Below are 18868 nucleotides of genomic sequence, written 5' to 3' on the forward strand. Positions count from 1 at the left end.
CAATGCGTGATTTATTGAAATGCGATAAACAGAAATTTTCTTACTGTTTGGGAGAGAATAATTCAGCTGACTCGACGTCTAAGGCTTTAGCAATTTTGAAGATATTGGCTAAGCTAACATTACGGACACCACGCTCGATGCCGCTGATATAGGTGCGATCGAGTTCGGCAATCAGACCAAGTTGTTCTTGGCTCAGCCCTTTTTCTTGTCGCAAATGTTTAAGATGCAGCCCAAAAGCCACTAGATCTTGATTGATCATAATCACCAGTACCGTTTCAATATATCGACGGGGCAATCATGCTGCTATGTGACTTATGAGTCTACGGACTATGAGTCACATATAAAATTTGAAGAAGAGACTTAGAAACTTTGATATTCGCGATATCGCTGTTTTAAGATACGGATCATTCGCAGGCAAGGAGGTGCTTAATTTGACGTGCTAGACCGATTTCTGTGAGTGACGATACGTAATGCTTGATTCTGAATTCAACACGCACATCATTATGCTGCGCCTCTGTCACAAGATAGCAAACGCGGTTTACGTAATGAATACCGGGGACTATCCATTGATCATTTGCTTCTCCATCGAGAACGGTCCAAATGAATTCGCTACACAGACTACAAACTAGTTCGTAGTTTGCATCGAAAGTTTCTAAATCAAATCCGCCCCAAATATCATAACTTGCTTTCGGATGGTGGTAGGGTTTGAAGTGTTTGTAGAAAGTATCTTCATGCAGTGTCAGAGTGGACAACTCATGTTGGTCTTTCCGCGAGCTTTGAAATGAATGCGGTGATGTCTCTGCTATGCGAATCGGTGGGTACGCTTTCAACTTCATTTATGCATTCAAACTCATGCCAATCGTGGTCCAGTTCCTCGTCATAGTCATCAAAGAAAAGCGAAGGAACACCCGCATTGACCGCATCAAAAAACATCTCATCAATGAGTCTCTGTTTGATCATTTCATTGAGCTTTTCTAGCGAAGTTTGATTTTTATTCGCAAAGACTACGGTGCCGAAATTTTTGAAATTTCCAGCATCACGATATAAGTAAGAAAATTCGATGTTCATCGCAAAGCCCCGATTTTGAGGCGTCAAACCAGAATGAATAATTATTCTACCCTGGTAATATTTGCAACGGTAGTCATCGTGTTTCTTTACTACCCACCCCATCTCTCACACAAGTTGACGTTATCCAATGAAAGGCCTCAGCATCAATTAATTTGTTATCGATGCACCCTTTCACTCCATATTTAAAAAACCCATGCATAAACTATGTGGCCTACCGAATCCCACCCGGCAAAACCCCCAACTCCCGCTTAACCAAATGCCGCAGCATAGTCCCATTCTGATAGCCGACACGCTCTGCGACTAACTCTATGGATAAGTTGGTCGACTCTAACAAATGTACTGCGCGCATCAGTTTTCGTCTTTGAATAAATTTGATAGTCGAGTCGCCGGTGGCTTCTTGTATTTTTCTTGATAGCGTTTTAGTCGAGACTGCGAATTGCGATGCGAGCTCTTGTACTGTGAGTGGGCGGGCGATGTTTTTATCTATCCATTTTTCGGCCGCGATGACGATGGGGTCGAGATGTTGATTCTGGGTGGGAATCATAAATCGTGCTTGCGATGAGCGTTGTTCGATTAAGAGATAGCGCGAGCACAAATAGGCGATGTTTGAGCCTACTACTTCCGCGACGATATCTAGCACCACATCCATCTGTGAAAAAACCGCACCCGCTGTGAGGATGTTACCGTCGCGCACCAGCATTTTGGCTTCGTCTAAGATGACATCGGGGTAGCGTTGCCTGAACGCCGTTGCTAGCCACCAACTGGTGGTTGCTGCCCTGCCTTTGAGTAAGCCCGCTTCTGCTAGCATAAAGGTCGAGGCGCAAGAGACGCTGAGGCAGCTTCCTCGTTCTGCATAGTGGTTAAGTACGTCCATGACTTGCGAGACTTCTTTGCTGCTCAAACTGTCTTCTAGTTCCGCGAGCAATTTTTTGCCTGAGCCTGGTAGTAGCACCCAATCGGCTTCCACCTCACCGCGTAGTAGCTGCTGAAACGTGTAGTCACATGTGAGCTCTAATCCCGCTCCCGTGCGAATTTTTTTGCGATGCCCGGCGGTGACGATACGAAAGCTTTGCGACTCGTGGTTGCGCTCGATGAGGAAGTTAGCCGTGCGCAAAATGTCCAGCGTAATTGCCAGACCGGAATCCAATATGCCTTCTGTGGCTAAAACAAGAAATGTTTTCATTTGTCCATTATCACATGAAATATGTCAGATTAGACACTTCAAAAACACGCACCCACATTCTATAGTTTGCCCACTGTCGCATTATTGAACTATTAAATACGAGGTGAGGTTTCATGAGTCAGGTTCCACAATCCAATGCAGCGCTACTACCTGCTGATCAGCCAAGTCCTTTGCTAGCGGGTTTTGAAGGGAAGATGTTGAGCTTCATTGGCAGCACGAAGAAAGTCTATGTCGCTGGTGATGGCCCAGCAGTGATCGTGCTCACCGAGATGCCTGGCATCAGTCCTCAAGTGATACGCTTCGCCAAGTGGGTGATTGATGCCGGCTTTACCGTGTATTTGCCGTCTTTGTTTGGTGTCGATGGCGCAGTGCCGAGTGCCGAAGACGGTGCTGCGATTTTGAAACGGGCTTGTGTCAGTGCCGAGTTTCGCGCCTTTGCTAGTAATGAGTCTAGCCCAGTGACGCAGTGGTTACGACAATTAGCCAAGCACGCGCATCAAGAGTGCGGCGGCGTCGGTGTGGGGGCAATTGGCATGTGCTTTACGGGGAACTTTGCACTCACCATGATGCTGGAGTCGGTCATGCTAGCGCCGGTATTGTGCCAACCTTCGTTGCCGTTCGATGATCCCTCAGCGATTAATATGTCGGACGATGAGCTGCATGCTGTCGTCGCTAGACTAGAGAAAGACGATTTGTCGGTGCTGGCCTATCGCTTTGAAGGCGATCGCTATTGCCGTGCTGAGCGCTTTGATGCGTATAGCAAGGCCTTAGGCAAAAGATTTGTCGCCAAGGTTTTACCCGATAGCGCCGCGCATCCTCATCCTCCCCCGTTCTTTGAAGAAATCGTCGCTTGTCCGCACAGCGTGGTAGCGGCTCATCTGGTGGATGAGCAAGGCCAGCCTACCATCGCTGCACGCGATGAAATTCTACAATTTTTCAAAAGCAAATTGTTGCCTGCGACGGACACCACGCTGTCTGAAATAGCGCCAGCGTCTTCCAACAATCATTGTTAGTGAAGGATGTGCAAATGACGATCAACACAGCAAACTTATCCTTAGGTGCAGATCAGTCGATACGCGCACTCGCGCCGCATGTGATTGCCGAGCTTAATTACTATCGACCTAGCTCTATCCGCCCCGTTAGTTATACCTTCGAACCACCTTTGGGAGTGCCTTGGGAGAGTGGCGACTATGACTTGCACAAAATGGCTATACACGACGCTAGGCAATTAGCCACGAGACCGCGACTTCAGGTGGAGGGTTTTGAGTTGTGGGATGCGAGTACCGAAGTGAGCGATTTTAGTGATCGTGCAAGTATCGAAGACATGTATTACCGAGAAGCCCGTCAACTTGCTCTCGCGGTGACGGGTGCCAAGCAGGCCTATGTATTTGATCATTTGCTCAGGCGTCGAGCGCCGAGAGGCAATCCTCTCGATTTTGGTAAGCGTGGCGCGAATGGTTATGCGGCAGCGAATGGTCGTATTCATAATGACTATACCGAGGAATCAGGAAAGCGACGACTCGCACTCGTGATTGAGGATTTGCACCAACGCGAACAAGTCACACGTTTTAGCATCATCAATATGTGGCGCGCACTCAACGGTCCCGTTCAAGATGCGCCTTTGGCGATTTGTGACGCGAGAACGGTGTCGAGCAAGGAATTATTCCATTGCGATGTGCGCTATCCGAATCGTACTGGCGACATCTATTTGCTTCAGCATTCTCCTCAACATCGCTGGTTTTACTACCCATCTATGCGTAAAGACGAAGTCCTGATCTTCAAGCAATACGATTCCTTGCACAACAGCACCTCACGCTTTACACCACATTCGGCCTTTGACTTACCCGCAGTTCCGCCCGATACGCCGCCACGTGAAAGTATTGAATTACGTTGTTTAGTCACCTATTAGAGTTCTCCATGCATAAAAACACTTCTGTAAAAGCTTTGCCAGAAATCGAATTTTGGTTTGAATTTGCCAGCAACTATAGCTACCTCAGCGTAATGCGCATTGAGGAATTGGCTCGTCTCTATCAAGTCAAAATAAAGTGGTGTCCGTTTTTACTCGGGCCTATTTTTAAATCGCTGGGCTGGAATACATCACCCTTTGTTCTGCAAAAAAATAAGGGGGACTATGTGTGGCAAGACATGGCGCGCCAAGCAAAAAAGTACGGCCTCGCATGGACGCAACCGACACAATTTCCTCGCTCTGCTTTGTTGCCAATGCGGGTCGCGGCTGCTTATATAAATGTGTCATGGATTGCTGATTTCTGTAAAGCGATCATGCACATCAATTTTGTGCGAGATAGTGATATCGATAGTGCTACGGTCGTTCATCAAGTGTTGTCGGATCTCGCACTAGACGCCAATCTCATATTGAGAGACATGGAGAGCGACGGGAATAAGATCAAGCTGAGACAACAAACCGAATTGGCAATGACGAAGAAGATCTTTGGCGCACCGAGTTTTATCGTAGAGGGGCAGCTGTTCTGGGGGGATGATAGATTGGAGGATGCTTTGCATTTTGCACGTGGGGTTTATGAGCGGAACTGAAACGCTTTGTTGTTAGGCTGGGCTTGGAATAGAACGATAGGTGGGATGGGAAATATCCCCTCTCCCGCAAGCGGGAGAGGGCTAGGGTGAGGGTAGCCCAGTGACAGCAAAGTGCTTGAATGCTACGAAACAGGACAAAAATCTAAGTATTGCGTGTTTAAAAATGGCATTCGAAATTGAACGTCCGTCAAAGCATGCTTTGACTCCCCAACCCTTCTCCCGCTTGCGGGAGAAGGGAGTATCAATCAAAAACTATTCTTATGATCCGGCATTCAGAGTTCACCTTTATTGAGAGATTAAAATGACCATGCCCAACCCAATCACAGAAGATCATCCAAAGCCACCAATTGCCGCTTCACAAGTCCCTGCGCGACTGACGCCATCTAACTATCCATCGATTTTCGCGATCCAAATGGTCGGACGAAAAAAGCAAGCGTTAGGTGACTATTTTGGTTTGAATAACTTCGGCGTGAATTTGACTGAGCTACAACCAGGTGCGCGTTCATCATTGGTTCACTATCACACGCGGCAAGATGAGTTCATCTACGTGTTGGAAGGTTGTGTGACGCTGATCCTTGGTGATAGCGAGCTATTGCTGCAAGCCGGTATGTGCTGTGGTTTTCCAGCGATGGGCGCTGCGCACTCGCTCATTAATCACAGTGATAAGATGGTACGTTATCTCGAGATCGGTGATAGAACAGAGGGAGATGAGGGAATCTATCCGCAGGATGATTTACAGGCGCTGCGCGTTGATGGGCGCTGGCAATTCGTGCATAAAGATGGGCGTCCTTATGGTACCGATGTCTAGTCGGGTTGTTCGCAATGTTGATTAACAAGGATAAATAAGCCAATGATGAATGTTTCTTCAAGAGCCTCCAAAGTCGCTTTGGTCACCGGTGCCAGCAGAGGGATAGGCGCGGCCACCGTCTTGGCACTTGCACGTGACGGCTATGCAGTCGGTATCAACTATTTGAGTAGTGACAGCGCTGCACAACAATTGCTGAACGAGGTATTGAAATTGGGTGGGCGTGCCGTGTTGTTGAAGGCCGATGTGTCACAGCAGAACGAAGTCGAGCAGATGTTTCTACGGTTGGATAAAGAGCTAGGAACGATCGATGTCTTGGTCAATAACGTGGGTATCTTGTTGCCGCAATCTAGCGTCGTCGATATGGATGCGGAGAGAATTCTTCGCTTGTTGCAGACTAATGTACTGAGCGCTTTCTTATGTAGTAAGTATGCAATCCAACGCATGTCAACGCAGTTTCATGGCAAAGGTGGTGCGATTGTGAATGTCTCCTCAGCCGCAGCCCGTCTTGGCTCGCCTAACGAATACGTCGACTATGCTGCATCAAAAGGCGCGATCGATACGCTGACCAAAGGCTTGTCCTTGGAGCTTGCGCCACAGGGAATACGGGTAAATTGCGTCCGTCCCGGATTCATCCATACCGACATCCACGCTGCCGGAGGTGATCCGCAGCGAGTCGATCGCCTAAGTGCAGGGATTCCCTTGGGACGTGGCGGGTATCCTAACGAGGTTGCAGAGGCTATTTGTTTTTTAGCGAGCGAGGCGTCGTCTTATATGACGGGTGCCTTTTTGGATATCGCAGGCGGTAAATAAGTAATTGTGTCATTCGGTAGTCTTCGCATTTTGCATGCAGACTGGCGAATCACCATAATGGAAACGGATTGAATAAATGATGAGCATCAGTGGACCAGAATTAAAACTTCGTGAACTCGGCATCGTCTTAGCTTCAGTAAGCCCACCCGCAGGGAATTACGTGTCGGTCATCAGAACCGGAAATTTGGTGTTGACATCTGGCCGAGCAGCGCCAGCAATAAACGGGGTCGTGCCTAAGGGCAAATTAGGCAGAGAATACACCAGCGATGAGGGTTATCAATTTGCGCGCCTCGCCTGCCTCGATTTGCTGGCGGCAGTGCAAAAGGAACTAGGCTCTCTGAATCGGATCGTGCGACTCGTTGAACTGCATGGTGCTTTGAATACCGCAGAAGATTTTACGGATCACGCGCATGTACTTGATGGCGCATCTGATTTGTTAGTGGAGATTTTTGGCGAAGCAGGCATGCACGTGCGCTCTATGGTTGGGGTGCACTCACTGCGCAATGGCGTGCCGCTGACCGTCAAGGCGACACTAGAAGTTTAATAACCGATTAGTATCGATCAAATTTAAATAGAGGGGTAGCAATTGATTTCACATGTCTTCATAGGAATTACCGAACACGCACGTGCCCATGATTTTTATTCCGCGATCATGGATGAGCTGGGCTATGTTTTGAAGTTTTGTTATCCCGAAAAATCTTGGTCGGGCTGGGTGGAGAAAGGTACGCTTCGGCCCATCGTCGGTATTGGTAAGCCCTACGACGGCGAGCCCATGAGTGTCGGTAATGGTCAGATGCTGGCATTGTTAGCCAAAACTCGAAAGATAGTGGATGCAACTTATGCTAAAGCTATCGTACTCGGCGCAACTTGCGAAGGTGCGCCTGGCTTACGCCCGCATTACCATCCCAATTATTACGGTGCCTATTTCCGTGATCTTGATGGCAACAAGATTTGCATCTGCAGTCATGAGATTGAAGGCTAGAATGTGTCGCCGTGGCAATTTGAGAAATACTTGCTGACGACAGTAAGATGGATGAAAGGCTGCGATTGCAGCCTTTCTTGTTTTTTTGCTCATGCAATTCACAGCGCCTTTTAAAAAGCAGTCGCTAGTAAGCGATAAACCGCACAGAAAACATGAAACAACTAGACGGCAAGTGCTCCAAAGGAATATTCTTTCATTATTCCCTCAGGTAACGGTTCTTTCGGATTGAGTATCTTGCTTAATGAACAAACTAATGTACATTGACTAAGCTTTTATCGAGTATTGAGTGGACAAATGATTAATTCAGTAAGCCTGTTTGCTGTACAGATCATTGATCAATAAAAATTCCACGCCACCGACGGCGACGATCAGTATCATTTTTGACAGAATATTTAGGAGTTGGTTATGGGTAAAGACGAAAACGGTGTCGTATATGGGACGGAAGATTTACTGACCAGTTTATGTAATTCGGTCACTCGCGTGCTGAATGTGGCAACACAGACCAAAATCCACTACTCCGCCATGGTGCAGCGTATTACCAAGATCGGCCTCAAGCCCGATATCGGTTGTTTCGTATTGTTTGATGGTGGCTTCTCTGGCTTGGTGGTATTGAATTTCTCAGGCTCTGCTGCTTTAGAAATTTACGAAAAATACATGCTGAGTATGGGCATGCCTAAATCCGAGCTTGCGACAGCGTTCACTTCTGATGAAGTGTCGAATATTTTAGGTGAGCTGATGAACCAAATTGTTGGTGATTTCACCGGGAAAGTTCGTCGTGAGCTGCAAACGAACATCACGCAAAACCAACCAAAGATGTTGGTACTGAACAAGCAAGTCATGCTTAGCGTTGATACGCCGCTAGACCGTCCAGAAATCCGTCGTGTCTCCTTCTTCACTGATAGCAATAATATCTTTTATCTCGAACTGGCAATTGATCGCACTGAATTCATCAAATTGCATGACTTTGATTCTAGTGAAGTACTCGATCCAGATGCTTTGCTCGATAGTGAGCAAGCTGATAAAGCAAAAGGTGCATCGGAGGCTGCCGTTGTGCCGGCTGGGGATGACGATAGTGATGAACTTTTGCGCTCGTTGGGAATGTAATTTCACTCTAAGAGTCACCGGTCAAAAAAATCTGTGTCGGTTTATATTTGAACGACACAGATCACTTTCAATACTGCGGCGAGTTTTTCGTCGTTAATCGCCAAACGATGTTCTTTAAGTCGCTAAGCCATCAATAGCGCATTTAAAAATTAACGTCCCAATGTAAAATCAAACCCAGCAATCACCTGCAAAAATATCTGCAAGGCGGGATTGGTATCGCCTTGACGCCAGAGCACTAACAGGTCTGAGGTCGGTGGCATTTTTATAAAATGGACTTCGTGCTTTAAGTGGTGTGAGTAAGAAATTGGCATCACAGAAATCCCCAAGCCTTTGGCGACCATACCCAACAGGGCGACACCGAAATCTGATTCGAGATGGATGATAGGGTCGAAACCTGCCACTTCAAAAATGGCGCGCAGTTGGGATGCATGTTCGCTTTTACCGGTGAGTGAAGGGAGTACAAATTCCTCATGTCTTAGCTTGTAAAGGTCTTCTAGTTTTAAGCCTTTTTTTCCGGCGAAACGATGTTGAGCGGAAACCACAAGTGCAAAATTTTCTGTCATTAAATGTCTGCTGGTGAGTTCTTTTGCCTTCGCTGTTTCACGATTAAAGGCAATGTCGATACGATGGGATTGCAGAAATGGATCGACATCATTGGCGTCAACTTCAATCATTTGTGCCACGATATGCGGGTGTTGTTGATGCAAGGCTAGCAGGAGATCAGGTAACACCGAAAAAGTAATCGACGCCGGAAAACCGATGCGTATCGCGCCAACTTCTCCCGATGCAATCAAGCTAGCCCGACGCGTAACGCTCTCATAGTCGGCCAACAATTTCGCATATTGATCGCGTAAAAATTCACCCGCTGGCGTCAGTTTCACATTGCGTTTATCGCGTTCAAATAAATCGAAACCTAGCTCTTGCTCCATGCTCTTAATGTGCCTACTCAGCGCTGATTGCGTAATGAATACTTTTTCTGAAGTCTTCCAAAAATGCAGTTCATCGGCTAGGGCCAAAAAGTATTGAATTTGTTGCAGGTTCATCGTCGCAGCCTAGTTATGGTGGATGTAACTAATTCATGTTTCACATTAATTGACTCGAATTTAGCATTTTTGCGCATTAAACGTAAGTGTAAATTACGTCTCTAGCAGTGGTGTACAACGCTGGCTGCACATCACGCCAAAGGCATAGGGAGAGAAGCATGGAAGTTGAGCAAATGAAGAACGATAACTTTTTGAATGCCTTAGGCTGGGGCGGCGGCATCGTCTGTTTGATTGCCTATGGTTTAAATACGCAGCAGATACTGATGAGTACCTCGCTCACCTTTTTGTTGATGAATGTATTTGGATGCTGCTGTCTGATTTATTACACCTACAAGAAACAAGCTTTCGCGAATACTTTTTTGAATGGCGTGTATCTATTCATGACGGTACTGGCACTGTTTGAACAGTTTTGAATCAGCATTATGAATACGCAAAGATAGATGGAGAAGACGATGATCAGCTTACAACGCACCGATTCGGATAATGTCGATTTTCAGCGACTGGTAGTGGCTTTAGATCGCTACTTGGCAATGACCGATGGCGACGAACACGCTTTTTATGCGCAATACAATAAGTCGGACGGATTGAAATACGTGGTAGTTGCCTACGATGGCGATAAAGCGGTGGGCTGCGGTGCGATCAAAAACTATGATCAACAGACCATGGAGATCAAGCGCATGTATGTCGATCCATCGGCGCGCGGTTTGGGTATTGCATCGGCGATCTTGCAGGAACTAGAACAATGGGCCTTGCAGCTTTCGTATGCCAAATGTTTGCTGGAAACAGGCGTCAAACAAATTGAGGCAATCAGGCTGTATGAAAAGAGCGGCTATGCCAAGATTCCCAATTATGGACAGTATCAAGGTCAAGCGAATAGCGTGTGTTTTGCTAAAGATTTGCCCAGAGCAAGCTCTGTTCACATTCGTTTCGCCGAGGCCAGCGATGTAGAATTATTGAGTCGACTAGGTAGAGAGACTTTTCATGAGGCGTTTTCTGTCTATCCACAAATGCCAGCGGCTGATCTCGCCAGCTATATTGAACAGGAATTTACTGTTGCTAAATTGGCCGCCCAATTAGCGGAAGAGAATTCGTTTTTTCTGCTGGCGGAACAAGCAGGGCAAGCGATAGGCTATGCAAAAATGGAAGTGAATCAAAGTATGCCTGGCTTAGATTTGAAAAACCCGATCAAACTAAGACGCTTGTATTGCAAGCAGCAATTTGTCGGACTAGGTGTCGGTGCCAGCTTAATGGAACGATGTGTACTTGAAGCGCACAAGCGACAGCATGATGGAATTTACCTTACGGTGTGGGAACATAATCTTCAAGCACAACGCTTTTACCAAAAATGGTCTTACGAGCCTTGTGGCATGCTCGACATTGTGCTCGGGACAGCGGCCTTACGCGACGTGGTCATGCAAAAGCATCTTAAGTAAAATTCCAGAGATCGCGTTCGGTATCGATTAAAATTCACGCTCTACATTGGGAGGAGTTGCGCATGGAGATGAAACGCATCAATGCTGGCAAGCTGCGTGCAATTGGCTATGATGCTCGCGAACGCCTGCTGCGGGTGGAGTTAGATGACGGCACAGCGATTGATTATGCAGGCGTTGGGCAAGAAGTCTGGCGTCGCTTATCGACTGCATCGTCGAGCACTGCCTGGAGTTTTTACCGCGACAATATCGAAGAAGAATTTCATGGCAAACGTGGTGTTGCGCGTTCCTCGTCTACTTCTGCTAGCCGTGCTGCTTTGGAGGATTTGTTTAAGCCGGTAGACCCACCCGACAATGCTTGAAGCATTTCTCTGTACAGCATTTCTTATTCGATCTCATCTGACTTGAAATGTCGATGAGCTATTTAAAGGAAGTGTTCTGGTTCTCGCTTTTTCCGTGCGTTCGCTAGCGAACAAACTTCCCTTCATTATGGGTGCATGCTGAACTTTTATCGGATGTTAAACGAAAAAGAGACAGCAAATGAATAGCGATCCAACTAGTGGCATTTTGATTCAAGTGCGCCAAAATCATGCGGCGCAGTGGGAAGTCAATCAAACCGGTGTTCAAACACCACTAGCGAGTTTTGAGACCAAAGAGCTCGCGGTGGAATACGCAACCGGCATCGTCGATTCGATACCAGACGCACGCATAGAAATCGCCGTCGAACCTAGCCAACAACAAATTGAAGAAACCCTGCTTGATGATGTTCTAGAAATGAGCTTTCCATCGAGCGATCCTATCTCCGTGAATTCCGGTATCAGCAGAATAGAAGTGGCACCCGAGATGGTGGATGCTGGGATCGATCACCAAAACAGCCAACGCATCGTTCCCGCAAAAACGGAAGAATAGATTGACCTCGTATCCACACGCTACTTCAAGTTAGGAAAACCTATGTCTCAATATCAAATCGCCGTCATCGTTGGCAGCCTTCGAAGTGACTCGCTGAATCGAAAACTCGCTACAGCAATGGCCGCCATGGCACCGCCAGATTTTACGTTTACCCAAAGTGAAATTGGGGATTTGCCTTTGTATAACCAAGACGACGATGCACATCAATGCGCTGCAGTGAAACGATTAAAGTCTGAAATAGCGCATTCGCAAGGCGTGTTATTCGTCACCCCAGAATATAACCGCTCGATTCCCGGTGTATTAAAAAATGCGATTGATCATGCCTCTCGTCCGTATGGCCAGAGTGCTTGGGCGGGCAAGCCTGTCGGGGTACTTGGTGTCTCTATTGGTGCGATTGGTACGGCGTTGGCGCAGCAGCATTTAAGAAATATTTTAGCGAATCTCGATGTGCCGACCATGGGACAACCTGAAGCCTTTATTCATGCAATCGAAGGATTCTTTGATGCCGATGGCAAGGTCAATCCCGGCTCAGAAAAATTTATCCAAACGTGGATGGACTCCTATGTGGCTTGGGTTAAAAAGCACACCACATAATCCGTCTGAAATTTTCAACGAATTCCCTGATTCCCTTTTTCACCGAAAGAACACCATGACCGATTTAAAAAAATCAACACACACTGGTATCGACACTGATGCCATCCGTGCCGCAGCTAAGAACTTTGACGATGGTGCCGTCACTGCCGGCTATCAAGGCGACCGCAAACAAGTCATCGCCATGTTAAATGCTGCATTGGCGACGGAATTGGTTTGCGTGCTGCGCTACAAGCGACACTATTACACTGCCAGCGGTTTGCAAAATGGACCAATCAAAGCTGAGTTTTTACAACATGCGATTGACGAACAAGCGCACGCGGATTTATTGGCGGAACGTATCGTTCAGTTAAACGGCAAACCTGACTTCAATCCAGCCACATTGATGGGACGCAGTCATGTTGAATACGACGAGGCCGACGATACTCAATCCATGATTAAAGCCAATCTAGTTGCCGAGCGTGTCGCGATTGAATCCTATCGTCAAATGATAGAGCAAATAGGTGAGACTGACCCGACCACACGCCACATGCTGGTCGGCATCATGGCGATGGAAGAAGAGCATGCGGATGATATGCGCGACTTATTGGCCTAATTCAGTTTGACTTTGTTGTTCATGGCGCTGCATGCGCGAACATAGTGCAATGAACAATGCCAGCATGATTAGCGCTGTCGCTACCGCGAATGTCATTTGTAGTCCGACTATGAGATCAGGTGTTGGCGTGTGATTAGTACTAGCCGCAGTAAATATGGTCGCCATGAATGATGCTCCCGTGATGAGGCCAAGGTTACGTGCAAGATTTAACATGCCTGAGATAATTCCTCGCTGCCCGGCATCGACACTGTGCATGACGGCTGTATTATTCGCAGTTTGAAATAGCGCGTAGCCGGCGGTAATTGAAACTAGGGGGGCGATATAAGAGGCGAGCCCAAAATTCCCAGCAAACGCAGTCAAAGAAGCACTGCCGATTCCCATGATCATCAAGCCAGCCGTGCACATAGTCGCTGCACCATAGCGATCGACCAAACGACCGGCAGGCAGGCCAGTGAGCGCGGCCACCATCGGTCCCGACGACATCACGAAGCCTATGTTGACCGCCGATAAGTGGTAGATGCCAGCGAGATAAAAAGGGCCAACTACTAAGCTAGCCATGACCACGGTAGTGACCAGTCCGCTCATGATAAAGCCACTACTGAGACTGTGACTACGTGTCCGATTGTGATGGCGATTGCGAAAGAGCGACAAAGGTATCAATGGTGCATCGGCTTTGCTTTGGTGGCGTAAAAATATTCCTAGGCCTATCATGGATACCAATAGTATGGCCGCGTTCAATCCATGGAAGCTGCCATGTCCGAGTGTCATCGCGAGCGCATAAGCGGCTAAACAACATGACAGTAAGAGGGTGCCGACAACATCAAAACGAATAGCTTGCTTCGGCTTGCGTGTTGGATCCGCAGGCAAATAGTAATAGGCCAGCACGCCAGTCAATAAACCGAGTGGCAAATTGATATAAAAAATCGATGGCCAACCAAGGCCAAAGATTAAAGAACCACCGATTGTTGGACCGAGTGCGGTGCCAATGGCCGACATACTTCCAAGTAGCCCCATGGCACTCCCGGTTTGGTCTTCCGCCACAGTTTCGGTCACCAATGCCATCGCTAGAGCCATCATGGTGGCAGCACCGCTGCCCTGCAACGCGCGTGCCGCAATGAGCACGTAGATGTCAGAGGCGATGGCGCATAGGGAGGATGCCATGGTGAAGACGAACAAGCCGGTCAATAATAATCTGCGCCGCCCGAACAGATCGCCCAATCGCCCGACGCTGACGATGAGTGTCGTGATCGCCAGCAAATACGCCAGTACTACCCATTGCACCACTTGCATGCTGACGTCAAAGCTGCGCGCTAGTTCGGGTAGGGCGACATTCGCGCTACTCGTGCTCAGTGAGGACAGCAATGCGCTTAAGCTCAGTGCCGCCAGCGCTAGCTTGGTCTTGAGATTTTCCGCTTTCATTTCGCCTATTTCCTTTCTGTATAAACTGTCTGTTGACCTCGTGAAAAGCGCAAAGTAAGGACAACCCTGTTGTGGCTGCATAAGTCGCAGTACACCTCGCGGCAATTGCTAGCTTTTAGGCTTGTTGCAAACTGGTCGGTGCTCGCAGCGATCAATTGTGCTCAGATTACGATATGTCTGGATGTGGCGGAAGACGCAATATTTGCACTTTATTCGTGCATGCAACGCCATATGTCGATGTCCTCGCGCTACAATCTCGGAATGATACGACCGGGCTTGAATCTACTCATCACACTTGACGCCATACTGACCGAGGGCAGTGTGGCCAAGGCTGCACGGCGTTTACATTTGAGCCCTTCGGCGATGAGTCGCGCCTTAGCGCGATTGCGGGACACCATGGGTGATCCATTGTTAGTGCGCGCAGGTCGCGGCCTAGTGGCAACACCGCGAGCTGTCGAATTACGTGAACAAGTCAGTCAATTGGTACAACAAGCCGAGGCCGTTTTGCGGCCATTGAGCGACGTCGATCTAAGCCAACTCACACGTACATTTACCTTGCGCAGTAGCGAGGGCTTTGCCGAGAATTTTGGCGCTGAATTAATCCAGCGCGCCCATACGCAAGCGCCCGGCGTGCGGCTAAATTTTATGATCAAAGCAGATAAAGACAGTCAGTTATTGCGCGATGGCGAAGTCGATGTAGAAACAGGCGTGGTCACTAGCACGATGAGCCCAGAGTTGCGCACTCAGGCCTTGTTTCGCGATCGCTTCATCGGTGTGATGCGTGCCGATCATCCAGCGCTTGTGCGCCTTCAACAAAATAAGAAAGCCGGTAATATAAAAATCAGTTTGGCTCGCTATCTGGACAGTCAACACATCGGCATCTCACGTAAGGGCCTTGTCTCTGGCCCAGTCGATAGCGCTCTGCAAGAGTTGAACAGAACCCGCCACATTAGCACTATCGTCGCAGGTTTTTCCACAGCGCTGGCGCTGGCACGCAGCACCGATTTAATCGCCAGTGTGCCTGAGCGCCACACTGGAAATTTGCGCGATGGCATGTACAGTTTTACCCTGCCGTTCACCGTACCTGAGATCAGTGTCGCCTTAATCTGGCATCCTCGTATGCAAGCTGATCCCGCGCACCGTTGGCTGCGCGAGTTGGTGCTGGCAACTTGCAGCAAGTCTTGAGACGTCATCGACTTCGTCTTCAAGAATTCTATTTATCTAAAAATTTCCCTTGAAATCTCTGCTCGCATCGTCCATATTGTTTTTAAACAGCTTTGCTTTTTCTTCTTTTGTTCTATTGATCTATTACTCCTACCAGATCATTTCAGTACCAACGCTGTATCCAGCCCTACCTTGTACTTCGCCAGTTTTTTGAATGAGCCAGTCGAAAGGATATTGTCATGGAACATAGCAAGCCTCCCACCAAAGCCCATGCCGATCAGGATAAATCGGTGCCGATGACAGAACTCAATATGACACCGATGATTGATGTCATGCTAGTGTTGATCATCATGTTCATTACGACTTTGCCTTTGTCACAAAACGCAGTAAATTTGAATTTGCCCACCGCCTGCAAAGCTAATTGCGCAAAGCCTGAGGTGGTGCGAGTGGATGTGGATTTTGATGGTACTTTGAGTTGGAATGGAGAGGTGCTGGAGAAATCTCAACTAGATCGCCGATTTTCGATTTTAGCCGAGATGCGCAAACAACCCGAAGTGCAATTGCTCGCACATCGTTTAGTCGCCTATAAGGAGGTTGCGGCAGTGTTGGCCTCTGCGCAAAGTCGCGGCGTCAAATCCATGGGCATTATCGGCAATGAGCAGTACATGACTCGGTAGTATGAATACTGATTAGCTTAAAGACGACTTTAGTGCGTCTGTGCCGCGTGGCAAATTGCACGCGGCTTTTTTGTTTTATTGGGCTGAAAATGGAGTGGTCTGTGAACAAAAAATTGATGCGTGATATGATCTTTCCCGCTTGTTGAAAAACCATTGGAGCCCAAGAAACGGCTCCATTTTTCTCCTCCCATTACTTCAGGAAACCATCATGCCACAACTCAAAATTACCTATTTCGATACTCACGGTGGACGTGCAGAACCAGTACGATTGGCTTTAGCCATTGGCAATATCGCATTTGACGATCATCGTTTTTCCTACCCAGAATTTGGCGAAGTTCGCAAAAACACCCCGTTTGGCCAAGTGCCGACTTTAGAAGTCGACGGCGTTCAAGTCACCCAGTGCGACTCCATGTTGCGTTATGCTGGTCAACTCGCTGGCCTCTATCCAAACGATGCGTATCAAGCTTTGTTGTGTGATGAAGTCATGTATGTCGTCGAAGAAGCTGGCGTTAAAATGGGACCAACCTATCGCATGGCAGGCGAAGAACAAAAAGCTGCACGCCTCGCCTTGGTCAATGGCTCTATTCCTGTTTATTTGCGTTGGTTAGAAAAACAATTGTTGGCACATGGCGGTGAATACTTCGCCGACAATCGTTTGACCGTCGCCGATTTGAAAGTATTCATCGATGTGCGCACGTTGAATTCAGGACGCTTGGATCACGTGCCGACCGATTTGGTAGAGCAAGTTGCGCCAGCGTTGAATGCGCATGCTAAGCGTATTGGTGAGCATCCGGCGGTGGTGGCCTATTATGCGAAGTTTGCTAAATAATCGATGAATTCGTGCTGATTGTTTTAGCCTGAGTTTGGTAAATTTGTTGGAAAGAATGCCCGCAATTGGGTTTGCTAATTGCGGGTGTTTTTTATTGTGGAATGTGTTTGGGGTGCGACGTTTTTGATACGATCGTTTTGCTATTTATTTTTAGATGACATCGTTGTCGTACATAATTTTGCTTTGTCAGGAATATTGGTGATCATTTCTTGTGCCTGATAATTACCCCAAATTGACAGAACTAACAAAGGGAGAAACGCCGTTAAATGGGCGTAAGCGATAAGTCGCGCGGCTTTACCTCGGCGGATTCTGGTTGGTCGATAAACCCTCTCACCGGCTGGTGGAAATTGATCATCGCGAATTATTTTGTATCCGCGCCAACCAAGCAAGGTGGCAACTAGCACGCTGATACTTGCGGGAATACCGACAAAAATGCCGTACCAAAAAATGCTTACGCCATCTATGCCGAACAGCTTATGACAAGGCGCAGAGACGGCAAACTCGGCAAGCCAAGGAAATACGTAAAGTTTGCCGAGGACGATGATTAACGCACCAAGAGTGATGCCAACAATCAGAGTCCTGAAGCGTTCGGCTGTGGTGTATTTTTGTGCAAATTCTGGTTCTGGTGACATATTCAATCCACTAACTATGTGACGTTTCTTTGATCGTTAAAAACAGTTTGTTCAGATCTTTCGATCTGTAATTGTCGCGTTAAACTCTATTTGGTCTTTTCATGCTTTTGTAGCCGTAGAGATAACGCCCATAAAAAACATAAAGCGGACACATAGAGAAAGCCGATGCCGTAAATGACACCCATGTGCATATCATTGCTGTTGTTAAGCACCAAAAAGACCTCGCTCAAAGGCTTCTGTGAAATCAAAGTTCCAAGTAAAGCGGTAAGGCCGAGTAAGGCGATGCCACTTAATGCAATTCGACCTGATAAGTGAAACGAAATTTTTTGATGCTGACGCGCCGCTATCCAAGCAAAGCATAAAGAAAAAATCAGTAAATTGATGAGTAGCTTTTGCATAGGCATTGATGTCAAAAGTGGGGCCAGATTTGGGTCTGCTCAGATACATTCTTGAGTTTGATCGCGCCCGTCTTCAGATGGAGATACTTGATAGATTGTAATTGCAAAGCTAGCGCCAATCGTCGCGATCTTGAGCAATGTATCCGCTGATATTTCGCTCTTATAGTATGGCAGTGTATTTCCACTTTCAAAACCAAAGTCAAATGTTCTTGAATTCGCTCTATTCCACAAGTCCCTCAGTTCAATAGGAAGCTTACTTATCTGCTCGACAAAGAAATTGGCGCAATTTTCGGGAGTCTTGTCTTCCTCATTAAACCAACATGGTTCTAAACTCAAATGATATAAATTATCGATCTTTTGATTTCCAAGGACGAAGGCGGGTTCTTCGAAGTGATCGGCTAATGGACTCAAGTTTTCGTCGGAGATTATCTCAACATCGAGCGTTATAAAATTTGGTGGAATGAGAGAGTCCATGGGCAAAAGTGTCTTTAAGGTGAAAATGCTGGGGCGCTGATTTCTCCCTAATTCAAAAAGGAAAAATCTACTTCTATCGGGAATTGAGTCTAGTTTTTCGCTAATTATTTTTCAGTCTAATTATCGATGGTGAAAAAGCTATTTTGCATTTTAATCCACATCCAACACCAGTTGTTGATCAACCAACGCCGCTAGACTCCTG

25 protein-coding genes are annotated in these 18868 nt (G+C 47.3%); 17 read left to right on the plus strand and 8 right to left on the minus strand.

Features of this window, described 5'->3' with window-relative positions; genetic code table 11:
* Positions 1-40: 40 nt before the first annotated feature.
* The 3 genes from H8K52_RS02300 to H8K52_RS02315 all read right to left on the minus strand — a co-directional run bounded on the left by H8K52_RS02300 (position 41) and on the right by H8K52_RS02315 (position 2251).
* Positions 41-259 carry a helix-turn-helix domain-containing protein gene (locus H8K52_RS02300; RefSeq protein WP_186921043.1) on the minus strand — a complete coding sequence of 73 codons (219 nt, stop codon included), beginning with the start codon at positions 257-259 and terminating at the stop codon, positions 41-43.
* A 494-nt stretch (positions 260-753) separates the two neighbouring features.
* Positions 754-1068, minus strand: coding sequence for a hypothetical protein (locus tag H8K52_RS02310; RefSeq protein ID WP_186921047.1), 315 nt, complete (start codon positions 1066-1068; stop codon positions 754-756).
* Between the two features lie 211 nt (positions 1069-1279).
* Positions 1280-2251, minus strand: coding sequence for a GlxA family transcriptional regulator (locus H8K52_RS02315; protein ID WP_186921049.1), 972 nt, complete (start codon positions 2249-2251; stop codon positions 1280-1282).
* A 113-nt stretch (positions 2252-2364) separates the two neighbouring features.
* Between H8K52_RS02315 and H8K52_RS02320 the strand changes: the two genes are divergently transcribed.
* The 8 genes from H8K52_RS02320 (at position 2365) to H8K52_RS02355 (ending at position 8505) form a co-directional block, all read left to right on the plus strand.
* Positions 2365-3264, plus strand: a complete 900-nt coding sequence (locus H8K52_RS02320; protein ID WP_186921050.1) for a dienelactone hydrolase family protein — start codon at positions 2365-2367, stop codon at positions 3262-3264.
* A gap of 14 nt (positions 3265-3278) precedes the next feature.
* Entirely contained in the window at positions 3279-4160 is an 882-nt protein-coding gene (locus H8K52_RS02325; RefSeq protein ID WP_222613657.1) for a CmcJ/NvfI family oxidoreductase, read from the plus strand.
* Between the two features lie 8 nt (positions 4161-4168).
* Complete coding sequence (locus H8K52_RS02330; RefSeq protein ID WP_186921052.1) at positions 4169-4801, plus strand: 2-hydroxychromene-2-carboxylate isomerase; 633 nt, start codon at positions 4169-4171, stop codon at positions 4799-4801.
* 301 nt (positions 4802-5102) lie between these two features.
* Entirely contained in the window at positions 5103-5609 is a 507-nt protein-coding gene (locus tag H8K52_RS02335) for a cupin domain-containing protein (protein WP_186921054.1), read from the plus strand.
* Between the two features lie 42 nt (positions 5610-5651).
* A complete protein-coding gene (locus H8K52_RS02340; protein ID WP_246464232.1) occupies positions 5652-6419 on the plus strand; it encodes an SDR family oxidoreductase in 768 nt (255 codons plus the stop codon).
* A gap of 79 nt (positions 6420-6498) precedes the next feature.
* Positions 6499-6963 carry a RidA family protein gene (locus H8K52_RS02345; protein WP_186921055.1) on the plus strand — a complete coding sequence of 155 codons (465 nt, stop codon included), beginning with the start codon at positions 6499-6501 and terminating at the stop codon, positions 6961-6963.
* Positions 6964-7005: 42 nt separating this feature from the next.
* A complete protein-coding gene (locus H8K52_RS02350; protein ID WP_186921057.1) occupies positions 7006-7401 on the plus strand; it encodes a VOC family protein in 396 nt (131 codons plus the stop codon).
* Between the two features lie 405 nt (positions 7402-7806).
* Complete coding sequence (locus H8K52_RS02355) at positions 7807-8505, plus strand: DUF3334 family protein (protein WP_186921059.1); 699 nt, start codon at positions 7807-7809, stop codon at positions 8503-8505.
* A 149-nt stretch (positions 8506-8654) separates the two neighbouring features.
* On the opposite strand, the gene H8K52_RS02360 is transcribed toward H8K52_RS02355, so the two are convergent.
* Entirely contained in the window at positions 8655-9548 is an 894-nt protein-coding gene (locus H8K52_RS02360; RefSeq protein ID WP_186921061.1) for a LysR family transcriptional regulator, read from the minus strand.
* A 158-nt stretch (positions 9549-9706) separates the two neighbouring features.
* Here H8K52_RS02360 and H8K52_RS02365 point away from each other — a divergent pair, with 158 nt between their 5' ends.
* From H8K52_RS02365 to H8K52_RS02390, 6 genes are all read left to right on the plus strand, one after another.
* Positions 9707-9961, plus strand: a complete 255-nt coding sequence (locus H8K52_RS02365; RefSeq protein WP_186921063.1) for a CBU_0592 family membrane protein — start codon at positions 9707-9709, stop codon at positions 9959-9961.
* A 39-nt stretch (positions 9962-10000) separates the two neighbouring features.
* Positions 10001-10981 (plus strand): GNAT family N-acetyltransferase, encoded by a 981-nt coding sequence (locus H8K52_RS02370; protein WP_186921065.1) that lies wholly within the window; start codon positions 10001-10003, stop codon positions 10979-10981.
* Between the two features lie 62 nt (positions 10982-11043).
* Entirely contained in the window at positions 11044-11340 is a 297-nt protein-coding gene (locus H8K52_RS02375) for a KTSC domain-containing protein (RefSeq protein WP_186921067.1), read from the plus strand.
* A 178-nt stretch (positions 11341-11518) separates the two neighbouring features.
* The gene (locus H8K52_RS21020) at positions 11519-11887 is read left to right on the plus strand and encodes a hypothetical protein (RefSeq protein ID WP_222613666.1); all 369 of its coding nucleotides are present in this window, start codon (positions 11519-11521) and stop codon (positions 11885-11887) included.
* 42 nt (positions 11888-11929) lie between these two features.
* Positions 11930-12481, plus strand: a complete 552-nt coding sequence (locus H8K52_RS02385; RefSeq protein ID WP_186921070.1) for an NADPH-dependent FMN reductase — start codon at positions 11930-11932, stop codon at positions 12479-12481.
* A 55-nt stretch (positions 12482-12536) separates the two neighbouring features.
* On the plus strand, positions 12537-13073 hold the full coding sequence (locus H8K52_RS02390; RefSeq protein WP_186921072.1) for a ferritin-like domain-containing protein: 537 nt from the start codon (positions 12537-12539) through the stop codon (positions 13071-13073).
* On the opposite strand, the gene H8K52_RS02395 is transcribed toward H8K52_RS02390, so the two are convergent.
* Positions 13062-14492, minus strand: a complete 1431-nt coding sequence (locus tag H8K52_RS02395) for an MFS transporter (RefSeq protein ID WP_186921074.1) — start codon at positions 14490-14492, stop codon at positions 13062-13064. The genes H8K52_RS02390 and H8K52_RS02395 overlap by 12 nt on opposite strands.
* 261 nt (positions 14493-14753) lie before the next feature.
* Here H8K52_RS02395 and H8K52_RS02400 point away from each other — a divergent pair, with 261 nt between their 5' ends.
* The 3 genes from H8K52_RS02400 (at position 14754) to H8K52_RS02410 (ending at position 17162) form a co-directional block, all read left to right on the plus strand.
* Complete coding sequence (locus tag H8K52_RS02400) at positions 14754-15677, plus strand: LysR family transcriptional regulator (RefSeq protein WP_186921483.1); 924 nt, start codon at positions 14754-14756, stop codon at positions 15675-15677.
* 218 nt (positions 15678-15895) lie between these two features.
* Positions 15896-16333, plus strand: a complete 438-nt coding sequence (locus H8K52_RS02405; RefSeq protein WP_186921076.1) for an ExbD/TolR family protein — start codon at positions 15896-15898, stop codon at positions 16331-16333.
* A gap of 208 nt (positions 16334-16541) precedes the next feature.
* The gene (locus H8K52_RS02410; RefSeq protein ID WP_186921078.1) at positions 16542-17162 is read left to right on the plus strand and encodes a glutathione S-transferase; all 621 of its coding nucleotides are present in this window, start codon (positions 16542-16544) and stop codon (positions 17160-17162) included.
* A 140-nt stretch (positions 17163-17302) separates the two neighbouring features.
* On the opposite strand, the gene H8K52_RS02415 is transcribed toward H8K52_RS02410, so the two are convergent.
* The 3 genes from H8K52_RS02415 to H8K52_RS02425 all read right to left on the minus strand — a co-directional run bounded on the left by H8K52_RS02415 (position 17303) and on the right by H8K52_RS02425 (position 18666).
* Positions 17303-17794, minus strand: a complete 492-nt coding sequence (locus tag H8K52_RS02415; protein ID WP_186921080.1) for a hypothetical protein — start codon at positions 17792-17794, stop codon at positions 17303-17305.
* Between the two features lie 86 nt (positions 17795-17880).
* Positions 17881-18192, minus strand: coding sequence for a hypothetical protein (locus tag H8K52_RS02420; protein ID WP_186921082.1), 312 nt, complete (start codon positions 18190-18192; stop codon positions 17881-17883).
* Positions 18193-18231: 39 nt separating this feature from the next.
* Complete coding sequence (locus H8K52_RS02425) at positions 18232-18666, minus strand: hypothetical protein (RefSeq protein ID WP_186921084.1); 435 nt, start codon at positions 18664-18666, stop codon at positions 18232-18234.
* Positions 18667-18868: the final 202 nt, after the last annotated feature.

It is taken from the genome of Affinundibacterium seohonense, assembly GCF_014284305.1.
GTDB classification, from domain to species: domain Bacteria; phylum Pseudomonadota; class Gammaproteobacteria; order Burkholderiales; family Burkholderiaceae_D; genus Undibacterium; species Undibacterium seohonense.